Annotated in this window: 15 protein-coding genes; 6 read left to right on the top strand and 9 right to left on the bottom strand. The window is 74.1% G+C overall.

All coding sequences use genetic code 11. The features are described 5' to 3' along the window. The first annotated feature begins 191 nt into the window (after nt 1–191). The 3 genes from ACIQFU_RS15630 (at nt 192) to ACIQFU_RS15620 (ending at nt 2513) form a co-directional block, all read left to right on the top strand. Nucleotides 192–1376 carry an MFS transporter gene (locus ACIQFU_RS15630; protein WP_402551931.1) on the top strand — a complete coding sequence of 395 codons (1185 nt, stop codon included), beginning with the start codon at nt 192–194 and terminating at the stop codon, nt 1374–1376. 72 nt (nt 1377–1448) lie between these two features. Then, nucleotides 1449–2189: a maleylpyruvate isomerase family mycothiol-dependent enzyme gene (locus ACIQFU_RS15625; protein ID WP_402551839.1), complete on the top strand. Its 741-nt coding sequence runs from the start codon at nt 1449–1451 to the stop codon at nt 2187–2189. A 39-nt stretch (nt 2190–2228) separates the two neighbouring features. Further along, nucleotides 2229–2513, top strand: a complete 285-nt coding sequence (locus ACIQFU_RS15620) for a DUF6332 family protein (protein WP_402551837.1) — start codon at nt 2229–2231, stop codon at nt 2511–2513. On the opposite strand, the gene ACIQFU_RS15615 is transcribed toward ACIQFU_RS15620, so the two are convergent. The 3 genes from ACIQFU_RS15615 to ACIQFU_RS15605 all read right to left on the bottom strand — a co-directional run bounded on the left by ACIQFU_RS15615 (nt 2474) and on the right by ACIQFU_RS15605 (nt 5766). Continuing rightward, on the bottom strand, nt 2474–3139 hold the full coding sequence (locus ACIQFU_RS15615; RefSeq protein WP_402551836.1) for a response regulator: 666 nt from the start codon (nt 3137–3139) through the stop codon (nt 2474–2476). The two genes, ACIQFU_RS15620 and ACIQFU_RS15615, sit on opposite strands and share 40 nt — an antisense overlap. Continuing rightward, entirely contained in the window at nt 3136–4383 is a 1248-nt protein-coding gene (locus ACIQFU_RS15610) for a sensor histidine kinase (protein WP_402551835.1), read from the bottom strand. Before ACIQFU_RS15610 ends, ACIQFU_RS15615 begins: the two co-directional genes overlap by 4 nt. 96 nt (nt 4384–4479) lie before the next feature. Next, a complete protein-coding gene (locus ACIQFU_RS15605; RefSeq protein WP_402551833.1) occupies nt 4480–5766 on the bottom strand; it encodes a geranylgeranyl reductase family protein in 1287 nt (428 codons plus the stop codon). A 144-nt stretch (nt 5767–5910) separates the two neighbouring features. Between ACIQFU_RS15605 and ACIQFU_RS15600 the strand changes: the two genes are divergently transcribed. Continuing rightward, nucleotides 5911–7266: a dipeptidase gene (locus ACIQFU_RS15600; protein WP_402551831.1), complete on the top strand. Its 1356-nt coding sequence runs from the start codon at nt 5911–5913 to the stop codon at nt 7264–7266. A gap of 120 nt (nt 7267–7386) precedes the next feature. Here the strand turns inward: ACIQFU_RS15600 and ACIQFU_RS15595 are convergent, their stop codons facing one another. From ACIQFU_RS15595 to ACIQFU_RS15585, 3 genes are all read right to left on the bottom strand, one after another. Then, nucleotides 7387–8430 carry an NUDIX domain-containing protein gene (locus ACIQFU_RS15595; RefSeq protein WP_402551829.1) on the bottom strand — a complete coding sequence of 348 codons (1044 nt, stop codon included), beginning with the start codon at nt 8428–8430 and terminating at the stop codon, nt 7387–7389. Nucleotides 8431–8596: 166 nt separating this feature from the next. Then, complete coding sequence (locus ACIQFU_RS15590) at nt 8597–8791, bottom strand: hypothetical protein (protein ID WP_402551827.1); 195 nt, start codon at nt 8789–8791, stop codon at nt 8597–8599. Nucleotides 8792–9002: 211 nt separating this feature from the next. Then, entirely contained in the window at nt 9003–9959 is a 957-nt protein-coding gene (locus tag ACIQFU_RS15585; RefSeq protein ID WP_402551825.1) for an ROK family protein, read from the bottom strand. 213 nt (nt 9960–10172) lie between these two features. Here ACIQFU_RS15585 and ACIQFU_RS15580 point away from each other — a divergent pair, with 213 nt between their 5' ends. Further along, nucleotides 10173–11249 (top strand): LacI family DNA-binding transcriptional regulator, encoded by a 1077-nt coding sequence (locus ACIQFU_RS15580; protein ID WP_402551823.1) that lies wholly within the window; start codon nt 10173–10175, stop codon nt 11247–11249. A gap of 41 nt (nt 11250–11290) precedes the next feature. Continuing rightward, nucleotides 11291–12157, top strand: coding sequence for a hypothetical protein (locus ACIQFU_RS15575; RefSeq protein WP_402551821.1), 867 nt, complete (start codon nt 11291–11293; stop codon nt 12155–12157). On the opposite strand, the gene ACIQFU_RS15570 is transcribed toward ACIQFU_RS15575, so the two are convergent. The 3 genes from ACIQFU_RS15570 to ACIQFU_RS15560 form a co-directional block, all read right to left on the bottom strand. Then, nucleotides 12138–13436 carry a DUF6986 family protein gene (locus ACIQFU_RS15570; RefSeq protein WP_402551820.1) on the bottom strand — a complete coding sequence of 433 codons (1299 nt, stop codon included), beginning with the start codon at nt 13434–13436 and terminating at the stop codon, nt 12138–12140. The two genes, ACIQFU_RS15575 and ACIQFU_RS15570, sit on opposite strands and share 20 nt — an antisense overlap. A gap of 165 nt (nt 13437–13601) precedes the next feature. Next, a complete protein-coding gene (locus ACIQFU_RS15565; RefSeq protein WP_402551818.1) occupies nt 13602–14072 on the bottom strand; it encodes a hypothetical protein in 471 nt (156 codons plus the stop codon). Nucleotides 14073–14182: 110 nt separating this feature from the next. Further along, on the bottom strand, nt 14183–15145 hold the full coding sequence (locus ACIQFU_RS15560; RefSeq protein WP_402551816.1) for an electron transfer flavoprotein subunit alpha/FixB family protein: 963 nt from the start codon (nt 15143–15145) through the stop codon (nt 14183–14185). Nucleotides 15146–15223: the final 78 nt, after the last annotated feature.

Raw genomic sequence — 15223 nt, 5'->3', positions numbered from 1 at the left:
GGCGGGTGCCACGGATACCGGGGGCGTCGGGAGGCTGCCCCCGGCACCGGCGGGCGACTTCGCGGGCGGCTCCGGCCCGCGGCACCGGGGGCGGAAGCGGGGCGGGGTGGGGCAGCAGCCTTGCCCGTCCGTGACCCTGCCTCTAGCCTGACTTTGTGCCGCAAATAAACAAAGCCCGTTCGCACAGCGCCGTGCCGGGCACCCGCCACGATCTCACCCGCCTCCGTGTCGCCCTGACCGCCTTCTTCGCCCTCGACGGCTTCGTCTTCGCAGGCTGGGTGGTCCGCATCCCGGCCATCAAGGAGCAGACCGGCGCCTCCGCCAGCGCCCTGGGCCTCGCCCTGCTCGGTGTCTCGGCGGGTGCCGTCGTCACCATGACGCTCACCGGACGGCTGGTCCGCCGCTACGGCAGCCACCCCGTCACCGTCGCCTGCGCGGTCCTGCTCTGCCTCAGCGTCGCGCTGCCCCCGCTCACCCACTCGGCGCTCGCCCTCGGCATCGTGCTCCTGGTGTTCGGGAGCGCGTACGGCGGGATCAACGTCGCCTTCAACAGCGCCGCCGTCGATCTGGTGGCGGTGCTGGGGCGCCCGATCATGCCCAGCTTCCACGCGGCGTTCAGCCTCGGCGGCATGGTCGGCGCGGGGCTCGGCGGGCTGGTCGCCGGGGCGTTGTCGCCGACGCGGCATCTGCTCGCCCTCACCGTGACCGGTCTGCTGGTCACCCTGTTCGCGGGCCGCGCCCTGCTGCGCTGCGAGCCCGCCGTCCCGCCGGACCGCACCCCCGAGGAGGCTCCCGAGCGGGACGGCGCCCCGCGCGGCCGGGACCCCCGTACCCGCCGCCTCGTCGTCACCTTCGGCCTGATCGCCCTGTGCACGGCGTACGGCGAGGGCGCCATGGCCGACTGGGGCGCCCTGCACCTGGAGCAGGACCTCGACGCCTCGCCGGGCACGGCGGCCGCGGGGTACTCGTGCTTCGCACTCGCCATGACCGTAGGCCGGCTGACCGGGACGACGCTGCTGGAGCGGCTGGGCCGGACGGCCACGGTCGTGGCCGGCGGCAGCACCGCCGTGGCCGGCATGCTGCTCGGCTCGCTCGCCCCGTCCGTGTGGGCGGCGCTGTTCGGCTTCGCGATCACCGGGCTCGGACTCGCCAACATCTTCCCGGTCGCGGTCGAGCGGGCCGGCGCGCTCGGCGGCCCGAGCGGTGTCGCGACCGCCTCCACCCTGGGCTACGGCGGCATGCTGCTCGGCCCGCCCGCGATCGGCTTCATGGCGGACTGGTTCTCCCTCCCGGCCGCGCTCACCAGCGTGGCGGCGCTCGCGGCGGTGGCGGTGCTGGTCGCGGTGGCGACGCGGCGCGCGGCGGTGACCGGCTGAGGCGGGCCCCTCTCCCCCGCGACGTGCCCGGGGCCTGCCGCCGGGTGCGCCCGGTGCGGCACACTCACCGCCATGAAGACTGCCGCGTACGTCGAGATCCTGGACCGTGAGGGTACGTTGCTGGCCGCGGCCGCCGAGGCGGCGGGCACGGACGCCGAGGTGGCCACCTGCCCCGGCTGGCGGGTGCGGGACCTGCTGCGGCACACCGGGACGGTGCATCGCTGGGCGACGGCGTTCGTCGCCGAGGGACACACCGGGCCCCGGCCCGCCGACGAGCCGCCCGGCCTCGACGGCGCCCCGCTCCTGACCTGGTTCCGGGACGGGCACGGGCGCCTCGTCGACACCCTGGCCGGCGCCGCGCCCGACGTGCGGTGCTGGCACTTCCTGCCCGCGCCGTCGCCCCTGGCCTTCTGGGCCCGGCGGCAGGCGCACGAGACGGCCGTGCACCGCATCGACGCCGAGTCGGCCCGCGGCGGCGAACCCACCGGCATCGACGCGGACTTCGCGGTGGACGGCATCGACGAGCTGCTGTGCGCCTTCCACACCCGTCCGAAGAGCGCGGTGCGCACCGAGGAACCCCGCACGCTGCGGGTACGGGCGACGGACACGCCGGACGGCGTGTGGACCCTGCGGCTGTCCGCACGGCCGCCGGTGACCGTGCGGGACGGCGCCGGGGACGCCGACTGCGAGCTGTCCGGACCCGCCGCGCGGCTCTACCCGGCGCTGTGGAACCGCCGGCCGTTCCCGGACGTCACCGGTGACGGCTCGCTGGCCGCGCTGTGGCGCGAGCGGTCGGGCATCACCTGGAAGTGATGCGACCGTGCGGGGCGCCGCTCTGGAAGACTTCACGTCATGGACACCCACGGGGGACGGCGCTCGCAGGGCGAGCGGGACGCCATCACGGTCGAGATCGGGTACGCCCTGTGCAGCGCGGCGTTCGCGGCCGCCGTGCTGTTCGGGGCGGTGGCGGGACCGGCGTATCTCTTCGGTCTGACGGGCGGCCCGCGCACCGTGCTCGTCGGGTCCGGGACGGTGCTGGCCGTGGTGGTGTTCCTCGTCCGGGTGGTGAGCGTGCTGGTCCGGTTCGGGCGCGGTGGTCAGCCGAGCCAGCCCGGCCGCACGAGCCCCGACTCGTAGGCGAGGACGACCAGTTGGGCCCGGTCGCGGGCGCCCAGCTTGACCATGGTGCGGCTGACGTGGGTCTTGGCGGTCAGCGGGCTGACGACGAGCCGGCGGGCGATCTCCTCGTTGGACAGTCCGATGCCGACCAGCGCCATCACCTCGCGCTCCCGCTCGGTCAGCCGGGCCGTCTCGCCGGCCGCCGCGGGCTCCTTGGACCGGGCCGCGAACTCGGCGATCAGCCGGCGCGTCACCCCCGGCGACAGCAGCGCGTCGCCGGCCACCACCGCACGCACGGCGCGCAGGAGTTCCTCGGGTTCGGTGTCCTTGACCAGGAAGCCGGAGGCACCGGAGCGGATCGCCTCGAAGACGTACTCGTCGAGTTCGAAGGTGGTGAGCATGACCACCTTCACGCCGTGCAGCCCGGCGTCACCGGTGACCTCGCGGGTAGCGGCGAGGCCGTCCAGCCGGGGCATGCGGATGTCCATGAGGACGACGTCGGGGCGCAGTTCGCGGATCGAGCGCACCGCCTCCTCGCCGTCGGCGGCCTCCGCGACCACCTCGATGTCCGACTGCGCGTCCAGCAGCGCCCGGAAACCGGCCCGTACCAGCGACTGGTCGTCGGCGAGCAGTACGCGGATCACCGGTTCTCCTCCTTCGTGCGGGGCATGGACTTCACGTCGGCCGGCAGGGCCGCCAGCACCCGGAAGCCGCCGTCGGGACGCGGGCCCGCCTCGATGGTGCCACCGAGGGCCGCCGCGCGCTCCCGCATCCCGGCCAGCCCGTTGCCGCTGCCGCCCGCGTCGGCGCCCGTGGCGGGGCCGTCGTCGTCGACGCACAGCCGCAGTGTGCGCCCGTCCCGGTCGAGGCGGACCCGCGCGTGCCGGGAACCCGAGTGCCGTACGACGTTGGTGAGCGCCTCCTGCACAATGCGGAACGCGGCCAGGTCGGTACCGGGCGACAGCCTCGGCGGCTCCCCCGCCACCTCGACGGTGAGGCCCGCGCCCGCCGCCTGCTCGACCAGTTCGGGCAGCCGGTCGAGGCCGGGGGCCGGAGCGCGCGGCGCGTCCCCGGGCGTACGCAGGGTGTCGAGCACCTGCCGCACCTCGCCGAGCGCTTCCTTGCTCTGGTCCTTGATGGTGGTGAGCGCGGTGCGGGCCTGTTCCGGGTCGGTGTCCAGGAGTGCCAGACCTACGCCGGCCTGCACGTTGATGACCGAGATGCTGTGCGCGAGTACGTCGTGCAGCTCGCGGGCGATCCGCAGCCGCTCCTCGTCCGCGCGCCGGCGTGCCGCCTGGGCCCGCTCGGCCCGTTCCCGGGCCCACTGCTCACGGCGGGCGCGGGCCAGCTCCGACAGGGCAGCGATCGCCACGGCCCAGGTCGCGATCACCAGTTCCTGACCCCAGGACGCGGCCGAGTCCCCGGACGGCGGCAGCCACCGGTAGAGCCAGTGCGCCACCAGGGCGTGCCCGGCCCACAGGGTCCCCATCGCCGCCCACGCGGCCTTGCGGTGCCCGGCGACGACGGCACCGAAGCAGGCCACCGCGACGGCCAGGAACACCGGGCCGTACGGGTAGCCGGCGCCCAGGTAGACCAGGGTGGTCACCGCGGTGGCGAACACGACCGGCACCGGGTACCGCTGCCGCCACAGCAGGGCGGCCCCCGTCACGAACAGCAGCGCGCGTGCGAAGGGGTCCAGGCCGGCCCGCTCGCCCGCCTGGGCGTGGGCCGCGAAGTTCGAGCCGAACAGCACGAACGCCGTGACGAGCACGGTGGAGCGCCAGGGCCACCGGGGGCGGCGCTCCTCGTCGCCCCGCCGGTCCCACCACGCGGGCCCGTGCCGCCACCACCGCGGTGCCCGGCCCCCGGGCTCGTGCTGTCCGTCCATGCCCGCCACGCTAGACGCCGGGCACCTCGGGCGGCGTCACCCGCGCGTGGTGATCACACGTACTCCCGGCGAAGTACGCCCTTCGCGGGCGGGAGGTCAGGCGCCGGTCGCTTCTCCCGCCGGCGGCTCGGACGGAGCGGAGGACGCGGGCGGGTCCGAGGGCGCGGCCGGCTCGGGCCGCCGGTCCATGGCCGCCAGCGCCCGCTGCGCCAGCGGATGGCCGCGGACCAGCTCGCCCAGGGTGGTCGAGCCCTGCGTGATGTCCTTGAACGCCTTCCAGGCCGGACGGAATCCGGTCAGGGCCGCGTGGAACAGTCCGGGCCGGCGCTCGAACACCGTCAGCATCCGCTTGCCGACACTCATCTCCACGCCAAGACCGGCCTTGACGGCGAACGCGTAGTTCAGGGCCTGCTTGCGCGCGTCCACGGCGTCGTGCGCCTCGGAGACGCGGACCGCCCACTCCCCCGCGAGCCGGCCCGAGCGCAGCGCGAAGGAGATGCCCTCACGCGTCCACGGCTCCAGGAGCCCGGCCGCGTCGCCGCACACCAGGACCCGGCCGCGCGACAGCGGCGAGTCGTCCGCGCGGCAGCGCGTCAGATGGCCGGAGGAGATGCTCGGTTCGAAACCGGCCAGCCCGAGCCGGGCGACGAAGTCCTCCAGGTACCGCTTGGTCGCCGCGCCCTCGCCGCGTGCCGAGATGACTCCGACCGTCAGCGTGTCGCCCTTGGGGAAGACCCAGCCGTAACTGCCGGGGATCGGGCCCCAGTCGATGAGCACCCGGCCCTTCCAGTCCTCGGCGACCGTCTCGGGCACCGGGATCTCCGCCTCCAGGCCGAGGTCGACCTGGTCGAGCTTCACCCCGACGTGCGCGCCTATCCGGCTGGCGCTGCCGTCCGCGCCGACGACGGCCCGGGCCAGGACCGACTCGCCGCCCTGGAGGACGACGGCCACCGTGCGCCGGTCCGGCACCGCCGACCCGTGCTGCTCCACCCGGGTCACGGTGGCCCCGGTGCGCAGCTCGGCGCCCGCCTTCTGGGCGTGCTCGACGAGCTGCAGGTCGAACTCGGGCCGGTTGACGAGCCCGAACAGCATCTGCCGGGAGCGCCGGGTCCGGGTGAAGCGCCCGTTGTTCGAGAAGGTCACCGCGTGCACCCGGTCCTGGAGGGGCAGCTCGAAGCCGGGCGGGAGGGTGTCGCGCGAGGGGCCGATGATGCCGCCGCCGCACGTTTTGTAGCGGGGCAGCTCCGCCTTCTCCAGCAGCAGCACGCGCCGCCCCGCGACCGCCGCCGCGTAGGCGGCCGAGGCCCCCGCAGGTCCCGCGCCCACCACGACCACGTCCCAGACCTGACGCACGTCGTCCGCCGAAGAGTTCTCGCTGCTCACGATGGTCTACTGCTCCGATCAAACCGCCTGCCGCACCTGACCCCCGCATCCTACGGCGGGCATCGCCGCAGGCCACTGTGGGAGGATCGGCCCATCATTCCAAGTACTCCTTGGTACAACGTCGCACCCACAAGGAGCGTGCCCATGTCGCCGAATCCGGTCGCCGAGACCGTCGCTTCGCTGATGCCCCGCGCGAAGGAGGAACTCGCCGCGCTGGTGGCCTTCAAGTCGGTGGCCGACTTCGACCAGTTCCCGCGCAGTGAGAGCGAGGGCGCCGCCGACTGGATAGCGACGGCCCTGCGCGCCGAGGGCTTCCAGGACGTGGCCCTGCTCGACACCCCGGACGGCACGCAGTCGGTCTACGGGTACCTGCCCGGCCCCGAGGGCGCCAGGACGGTGCTGCTCTACGCCCACTACGACGTGCAGCCGCCGCTGGACGAGGCCGGCTGGGACAGCCCTCCCTTCGAGCTGACCGAGCGCGACGGCCGCTGGTACGGGCGGGGCGCCGCGGACTGCAAGGGCGGCGTGCTGATGCACCTGCTGGCGCTGCGCGCGCTCAAGGCGAACGGCGGCGTGCCCGTGCACGTCAAGGTGATCGCCGAGGGTTCGGAGGAACAGGGCACGGGCGGTCTGGAGCGGTACGCCGAGGCACATCCGGAGCTGCTGGCCGCCGACACCGTCGTCATCGGCGACACGGGCAACTTCCGCGTCGGACTGCCGACGGTCACCTCCACGCTGCGCGGCATGACGCTGCTGCGCGTGAAGGTCGACACGCTCGAAGGCAACCTGCACTCCGGCCAGTTCGGCGGTGCGGCGCCCGACGCGCTGGCCGCCCTGATCCGCGTACTGGACTCGCTGCGCGCCGAGGACGGCTCGACGACCGTGGACGGTCTCGCGGCGGACAGCGTGTGGGAGGGCCTCGCCTACGACGAGGAGCAGTTCCGCCGGGACGCGCGGGTGCTGGACGGCGTGGAGCTGATCGGTTCCGGCTCGGTCGCCGACCGCATCTGGGCGCGTCCCGCCGTCACGGTGCTCGGCATCGACTGCCCGCCGGTCGTCGGCGCCACCCCGTCCGTGCAGGCGGGCGCGCGGGCGCTGGTGAGCCTGCGCGTGCCGCCGGGCGTGGACGCGGCCGAGGCCACCAAGCTGCTCCAGGCCCACCTGGAGGCGCGGACGCCGTGGGGCGCGCGGGTCGGCGTCGAGCAGATCGGCCAGGGCCAGGCGTTCCGCGCCGACACCACCAGCCCGGCGTACCAGGCCATGGCGGACGCGATGGCGGTGGCGTACCCCGGCGAGGAGATGCAGTACGCCGGTCAGGGCGGCTCCATTCCGCTGTGCAACACCCTGGCGGCCCTGTACCCGGAGGCGGAGATCCTGCTGATCGGTCTGAGCGAGCCGGACGCGCAGATCCACGCCGTGAACGAGAGCGTGTCCCCCGAGGAGCTGGAGCGGCTGTCGGTGGCGGAGGCGCACTTCCTGCTCAATTACGCGGCGAGCTGAGCCGGGTCGCGTTTCGGGTTCCACCGTCGGCAAAGGGGTCTCGCCACCCGGCTGGGCCCTGCCTGCGGGCGTGCGCGGTACCGAGCGCGTCGGCGCGGACGTACGGGGACCCGGCCGGTCTCAGCCGACCGGTGTGCCCGCCTCCAGGTAGTGGGCGGCCCCGCGCTCCCGGGCCCTGAGCGCCCAGCGCAGCCGCTCGTAGCGGACCGGGGGCAGCAGGGCGGCGGCCTCGTCCTCGGTGGCGAAGCGCCAGGCGCGCAGCTCGGAGCCGGGCAGCAGGACCCGGTCGGCGTCCGCGGAGTCGAGCCGTCCGCCGTCGAAGAGCAGCCGCAGGCCGCCGCGGGCGGGGGGCACCGGCGGTTCCCAGTCGACGACGAGCAGACCCGGTACGTCGTCGAGGCTGAGCCCGGTCTCCTCGGCGACCTCGCGCATGCCGGCCCGGGCCGGCGCCTCACCGGGTTCGACTACGCCGCCGGGGAACTCCCAGCCGGGTTTGTAGGTGGGGTCGACGAGCAGGACCCGGTCCCGGTCGTCGAAGAGCAGGACGCCGGCGGCGACGGTCTCGCCGGTGGGCTCCGGGGTCTGCACGATCTCGCAGGCCGGTACCGCACCGGTACCGACGGCCTCGGCGACCCGGACGGCGGCCTCGTACGGGGTGAGCGCGCCGGTGTCGACGGGATGGGCGTCGGCGGTGAGCCAGGAAGCGAGGGCCGCGCGGTAGGGCTCGATGTGGTCGTAGGACCACTGCCGTACCCGCATCTCGCCGTCCGGCAGGTCCTCGGGTATCTCCCGGCTCGCTATCCGCTCCCGCAGGATCGTTTCGGCCGGAGCCAGCAGGACGTGCCGGACCTCGATCCGGCGGGCGGCGAGACCGCCGAAGATCTCGTCCCGGTACTCCTGGCGCAGCAGGGTCATCGGGACCACGAGGGTCCCGCCGAGGTCGGCCAGCAGCGCGGCCGCCGTGTCGATCACCAGTCGGCGCCAGACCGGCAGGTCCTGGAAGTCCCCCACCTCGGCCAGGCGTTTGGGCGGCAGCAGATGCGCGAGCGCCCCGCCGACGACCTCGGGGTCGAAGAGTGTGCTGTTCGGGATCAGTTCGATCAGTTCCCGTGCGGTGGCGGTCTTCCCCGCACCGAACGCGCCGTTGATCCAGACGACGGTCACAGGTCCCCCTCTTCTGTTGGCCCCCTGTGGCTTGCCCGCTTCACCCTGCCACGGAAACCAGGCCGCGTTGAGGGCGTGCGAAAGGGCATATGACAACGGCGCCGGCGCCCCTCGGGGCACCGGCGCCGTGCGGTCCGGCCTGGCACGCGGGCCCGGCCGACGGGTGTCAGCCCAGCTGTCCCAGGGCGTCGTCGTCGAGGGTCAGGCTCTCGGTGGCGACGGTGTCCTCCAGCGTGCTGACGGTGTCGTCGACCCCGAGATTGAGCGGGAGGTCGCCCGGGGCCGCGTGGGACGGGCTGACGGCCGCCACGACGAAGCCGGTGGCGAGGGACGCGAGGGCGAGCATGCTGCGCTTCTTCATGCCCCGTTCAACTACGCCGACGCGCCGGGGTCACGGGCGGGGCGCGGAAGCCTTGGAAGATCCCGGCCCGCACCGGCTCCTCCCGGGACTCGTACAGGCGGGCCGGTCGCACCCGCCGGACTCAGCCGCACGCGGCGCTCACCTCACCCCACGGCGCACGCGGCACCCGCCGCACCCACGGCGCGCACGGTGATCGTCGCGCCCGCCGTGCTCACACCCCCGCGGCGGTCGTCTCGCCCGCCGTCCGCGACAGGGCCGCCGAGGCCGCGCCGACGAGCCCGGCGTCCGTCCCCATCTGGGCCGGGACGACCACCAGCCGCTGGACGAAGGACAGCGTCGCGTAGTCGGTGAGCGCCTTGCGCAGGGGGGCGAAGAGGACGTCGCCCGCCTTGCCCACACCCCCGCCGACCACGGCGATGTCGATCTCGACGAGGGTCGCGGTCGCGGCGATGCCGGCCGCCAGCGCCTGCGCGGCCCGTTCGAAGGACGCGACGGCGACGGGGTCGCCCAGTCGCGCGGCGGCGGCGACCGCGGCGGCGGAGGTGTCGCCGTCGGGGCCGGGCCGCCAGCCCGCCTCCAGGGCGCGGCGGGCGATGTTGGGGCCGCTCGCTATGCGCTCCACGCAGCCGCGCGCACCGCACGGGCAGGGGTCGCCGTCCAGGTCGACGCTGATGTGGCCGATGTGGCCGGCGTTGCCGGTCGGGCCCGGGTGCAGCCGGCCGCCCAGCACCAGACCGCCGCCGACGCCGGTCGAGACCACCATGCACAGCGCGTTGTCGTGTCCGCGGGCGGCGCCCTGCCAGTGTTCGGCCGCAGTGATGGCCACCCCGTCGCCGATCAGCTCGACGGGCAGGCCACCGGTGGCGGCCCGGACCCGGCGCACGAGCGGGTAGTCGCGCCAGCCCGGCACGTTCACCGGGCTGACCGTGCCGGCCGAGGCGTCCACCGGGCCCGCGCTGCCGATGCCGACGGCCGTGGCCCGGTCCCACAGGGGCGACGTGGTCAGTTCCGCGAGGACGCCCTCGACGGCCTCCATCACGGTGTCGCCGTCCTCCCGGGCCGGTGTCGCACGCTGCGCGCGCGCCTGGATGCGGCCGTCGCCGTCCACCAGTGCGCCGGCGATCTTGGTGCCGCCGATGTCCAGCGCTGCCACGAGGTCGGTGTGCATCAGAGTCGGATCTCCCCGTCGGACCGAAAGCGAAAAAGCCGTACACAAGAGCGCGCGGCGGCCGGCCCCGCGGTGGGGACGAGGGCCGGAGAGTGCGATGGACAGTGTCTCCCGCATCTGACAACGTTGTCCAGGCTCTATGCTCGACGCCACATCCTCATACAAGCCCATCGCCGACACATCCCCCCGGACAGCAGGAGCCGACGCAATCCCGTGGACGACAGGACAGGACACCGCATCGTGCCCGACACGACCCGCCGCGCAAACGGCCTCCCCGGGAACCGTTACGGCAATCGCCCGACCATGAAGGACGTCGCCGCCCGCGCCGGTGTCGGCCTCAAGACCGTCTCCCGGGTGGTCAACGGCGAGCCGGGCGTCACCCCGGAGACCGAGCGGCGCGTCCAGGAGGCCATCGACGCGCTGGGCTTCCGCCGCAACGACAGCGCACGGGTGCTGCGCAAGGGCCGCACCGCGAGCATCGGTCTGGTCCTGGAGGATCTGGCCGACCCGTTCTACGGGCCGCTCAGCCGTGCCGTGGAGGAGGTGGCCCGCGCCCACGGCGCCCTGCTGATCAACGGCTCCAGCGCCGAGGACCCAGACCGCGAGCAGGAGCTGGTGCTGGCGCTGTGCGCGCGCCGCGTGGACGGACTCGTGGTGATCCCCGCGGGGGACGACCACCGGTATCTGGAGCCCGAGTTGAAGGCGGGCGTCGCCACGGTGTTCGTGGACCGTCCGGCGGGGCAGATCGACGCGGACGTGGTCGTCTCCGACAACTTCGGCGGTGCCCGCGACGGCGTGGCCCACCTCATCGCGCACGGGCACCGCAGGATCGGTTTCATCGGCGACATGCCCCGCATCCACACCGCCGCCGAGCGGCTGCGCGGCTACCGGGCGGCCATGGAGGACGCGGGCATACCGGTCGAGGACTCCTGGATGTCCCTGGGCGTCACCGACCCCGAGCGGGTGCGCCGGGCGGCCGAGAGGATGCTCGCCGACCCTCAGCCGGTCACCGCGATCTTCACCGGCAACAACCGGGTGACGGTCACCGTGATCCGGGTGCTGGCCGAACACACCCGGGGCGTCGCCCTGGTCGGCTTCGACGACATCGAACTGGCCGACCTGCTCCAGCCGGGCGTCACCGTGGTCGCGCAGGACGCCGCCGCCCTCGGCCGCACCGCCGCCGAGCGGCTCTTCAGGCAGCTGGACGGCACCCTCCTCGCCCCCGACCGCATCGAACTGCCGACCAGGCTGGTCACCCGCGGCTCGGGCGAGCTGCCGCCGTCGCACTGAACGGACCGCGCCGCCCCGACCACCGGGAGGAGAGACCCACCGTGCCGCATCCACGGACCGAGGGCCGCGAACCCGTGCCGCCCGGCGGGAACCGGACGCTGCGGGCGCTCGGCCTGGACGGCGTGCCGCGCGAGGAGCCGCTGCTGTACCCGGGTGCGTGGCCCCGCGAGTCCGGGCTGCTGGACGGGGACCTGCTGCTGCCGCTGGGCCGGCCCGCGCGCGAGGAGTGGGAGGAGGACGGCCGGGTCCCGGTGCTGGCGATCGGCTCCAACGCGAGCCCGGCCCAGCTGCGGCACAAGATGGCCGAGTTCGGGATCGACTCGCCGGTCCCGATGGTCAGGTCCCGGGTCACCGGCGTGGACGTCGGCGTCTCCGCGCACGTGAGCCGCATGGGCTACGTGTCCGCCTCGCCGGTGGCGGCGCCCGGCGCCGTACGGGAGCTGTTCGTGCTGTGGCTCGACGCAGGGCAGCTCGCGGTGATCGACGCCGGCGAGGGCGTGCCGATGGCGGGCGGCAACTTCGACCGGGTCTGGCTGCCCGCGCCGGACGTACGCGTGGAGCCGGGGGACGGCTCGGTGTTGGGCGGCGCGTACGCGTACGTCAACCGCCACGGCGTCCTGCGCGACGGCACCGGCGCGCCGCGGCGGCATCCGGGCGAGCAGCGGGCCCTGATCACCGAACTGCTGCACGGGTCGGCCCGGCTGCGGGAGCTGTTCGGGGTGACGCCGGAGGAGTTCTGCGCACGGGCGCGCGCGGACCGGCGGCTGTGCGACCGGGGGACGCGGTTGTTCGCCGAGGAGCAGTGGGTGACGGCGTCCGGCCTGGAGCGCTACACGGGCTCCGGGCCGGACGATCCCTCCGCCGGGGGCAGGGCGCCGTCGGCGGGACCTACTGCGCCGATGCCGTGAGGTCGCCGCGCCGCGGGCCCGAGAAGCCCTCCAGGTCGGCGCGGGTCAGGCCGGTCAGCCGGGCGACCTCGCCGATGTCGAGGGCGCCGCAGTCCAGGCCGCGCAGCAAGTAGCCGCTGAGGGCCTTGGCGGTGGCGGGCTCGTCCATCACGTCGCCGCCGGCCCGGTTGGCGTAGCGGGCGAGGCGGGCGGCGGCCTGTTCGAAGCCCTCGCGGTAGAAGGCGAAGACGGCGGCGTACCGGGTGGGGATGTGACCGGGGTGCATGTCCCAGCCCTGGTAGTAGGCGCGGGCGAGCGCGCGGCGGGTGAGGCCGTAGTGCAGGCGCCAGGCGTCGTGGACCTGCTCGGTGGGGCCGACCGGCAGGACGTTGGTGGAGCCGTCCGAGACGCGTACGCCGGTCCCGGCGGCGGCGACCTGCATGACCGCCTTGGCGTGGTCGGCGGCCGGGTGGTCGCTGGCCTGGTGGGCGGCGGAGACGCCGAGGCAGGCGCTGTAGTCGAAGGTGCCGTAGTGCAGGCCGGTGGCGCGGCCCTCGGCGGCCTGGATCATGCGGGCGACGGTGGCCGTGCCGTCGGCGGCGAGGATGGACTGGCTGGTCTCGATCTGGATCTCGAAGCCGATCCGGCCGGGCGTGAGGCCGCGCGCCTTCTCGAAGGCCTCCAGGAGCCGGACCATGGCGGTGACCTGCTCGGGGTAGGTCACCTTGGGCAGGGTGAGGACCAGCCCGTCGGGCAGGCCGCCGGCCTCCACCAGGCCGCTGAGGAAGACGTCGAGGGTGCGGATGCCCCGGGCGCGCACCGGAGCCTCCATGCACTTCATGCGGATGCCCGTGTACGGGGCGGCCGTGCCCTGCTCGTACGCCTCGGCGACCAGCCGGGCCGCGCGGGCGGCCGCCTCGTCCTCCTCGGCGTCCGTGCGGTTGCCGTAACCGTCCTCGAAGTCGATGCGCAGGTCTTCGACCGGCTCGCGCTCCAGCTTGGCGCGGACGCGGGCGTACACCGGCTCTGCGAGGTCGTCGGCGAGACCGAGGACGGCGGCGAAGGACGCGGCGTCCGGGGCGTGTTCGTCGAGGGCGGCGAGCGCCCGGTCGCCCCAGGAACGGACGGTGTCGGCGGCGAAGACGTCACCGGGGACGTAGACGGTGTGGACGGGCTGGCGGGTGCCCGGGTCTCCGGGGTAGCGGCGCTCCAGCTCCGCGTCGACCGGTGCGAGGGAGGCACTGATCTCCTCGCCGACGGCGCCCGCGAGGCTCGTTGCCACCTTCTCCTGCTGACCCATTCGACACCCTCCTGATGTTCATTTTTCCGCTGACCGGAATCAGTTATCCGTAGAGCGAAGTTATCTGCCGGTCTCTCGCCGGTCAACACCAGCCTGTGCCGCACGCCGGACGGCGCGCGGTCTCCCGGCGTGCGGCGGTGCGGTCCCGCACCGGCCCACAGCCACTCAGCGCATCCTGGTGAGCTCTTGTGTGACCGGCCCGTCCGGATCGGACTGGAAGTACAGCGTGTCCTGATCGTCCACATAGAGCTGGATCCCGCCGGTCTCGCCGAGTCCGCCGTCCTCGACCCCGAGGTACACGAAGTCGCTCGACGTGCCCGGGTCCTCGTAGTCCCAGCTGCCGCTGAAATCGACCGGGTTCCCGCCGGTGCGCGTCGTCACGCGGGTGGCCGAGAACGTGCCGTCCGCCGAGAGCTCGATCCGGCCGCCGTCGTCGTTGCGGTAGACACCGGGCAGTTTCTCCGGGTCGACCGCCGCCGAGCACGCGCAGAGGAGCACCGCGGAAGCGGCCAGCGCGGCGCAGAGCCACCGTCCGCCCGAGCCGAACGCCCCCAAACGCAGCGCGGCACCCGTCGCGCGCCCGCCGAAAGTGCCCAGTGACTGCCGTCTGCCGGATATCCGTCGTGACGGTGACATCACGGCTCCCTTCTCGGTTACGGGATGGATGGAACAGCCTCAAACGACGACGCCGGCCTTCAAGACCACGGTCGGGTCCTGAAGGCCGGCGTCATGCCGGACCTCGATGGTCAGCCCTTGCGGGTCTTGACTTCCTCGGTGAGCTGCGGGACGACGTCGAAGAGGTCGCCCACGACCCCGTAGTCGACCAGCTCGAAGATCGGGGCCTCGGCGTCCTTGTTGATCGCCACGATCGTCTTCGAGGTCTGCATGCCCGCGCGGTGCTGGATCGCGCCGGAGATGCCCGAGGCGATGTACAGCTGCGGGGAGACGGACTTGCCGGTCTGGCCGACCTGGTTGGTGTGCGGGTACCAGCCCGCGTCCACCGCGGCACGCGAGGCACCGACGGCCGCACCGAGGGAGTCGGCCAGCGCCTCGATGATCGCGAAGTTCTCCGCGCCGTTGACGCCGCGGCCGCCGGAGACGACGATCGCGGCCTCGGTCAGCTCCGGGCGGCCGGTCGACTCGCGCGGCGTGCGCGAGGTGACCTTGGTGCCGGTCGCGGCGGCGGAGAAGGTGACCGACAGGGCCTCGACCGCACCGGCGGCCGGAGCGGCCTCCACGGCGGCCGAGTTCGGCTTGACCGTGATGACCGGGGTGCCCTTGGAGACACGGGACTTGGTGGTGAAGGCGGCGGCGAACACCGACTGGGTGGCCACCGGGCCCTCGTCGCCGGCCTCCAGGTCGACGGCGTCGGTGATGACGCCGGAGCCGAGACGCAGCGCCAGACGGGCGGCGATCTCCTTGCCCTCGGCGGAGGACGGGACCAGTACGGCGGCCGGGGAGACGGCCTCGTGGGCGGCCTGGAGGGCGTCGACCTTCGGCACGACCAGGTAGTCGGCGTACTCGGCGGCCTCGTGGGTCAGCACCTTCACCGCGCCGTGCTCGGCGAGGGCGGCGACCGTGTCGCCCGCGCCGTTGCCGAGGGCGACGGCGACGGGCTCGCCGACGCGGCGGGCCAGCGTCAGGAGCTCCAGGGTGGGCTTGCGGACGGCGCCGTCCACGTGGTCGACGTAGACGAGAACTTCAGCCATGGGACTTCTTCTCTCCTGCTTGCGAAAGATGAGGGGCGGTCAGCGAGGGGCCGGGCTCGGATGAACTTCTGGCCGGCC

Source organism: Streptomyces sp. NPDC093065 (assembly GCF_044754585.1).
In the GTDB taxonomy this organism is placed as follows: Bacteria; Actinomycetota; Actinomycetes; order Streptomycetales; family Streptomycetaceae; genus Streptomyces.
The sequence above is the reverse complement of the archived record's forward strand: the minus strand, read 5'-3'. Positions and strand labels throughout refer to the sequence as shown.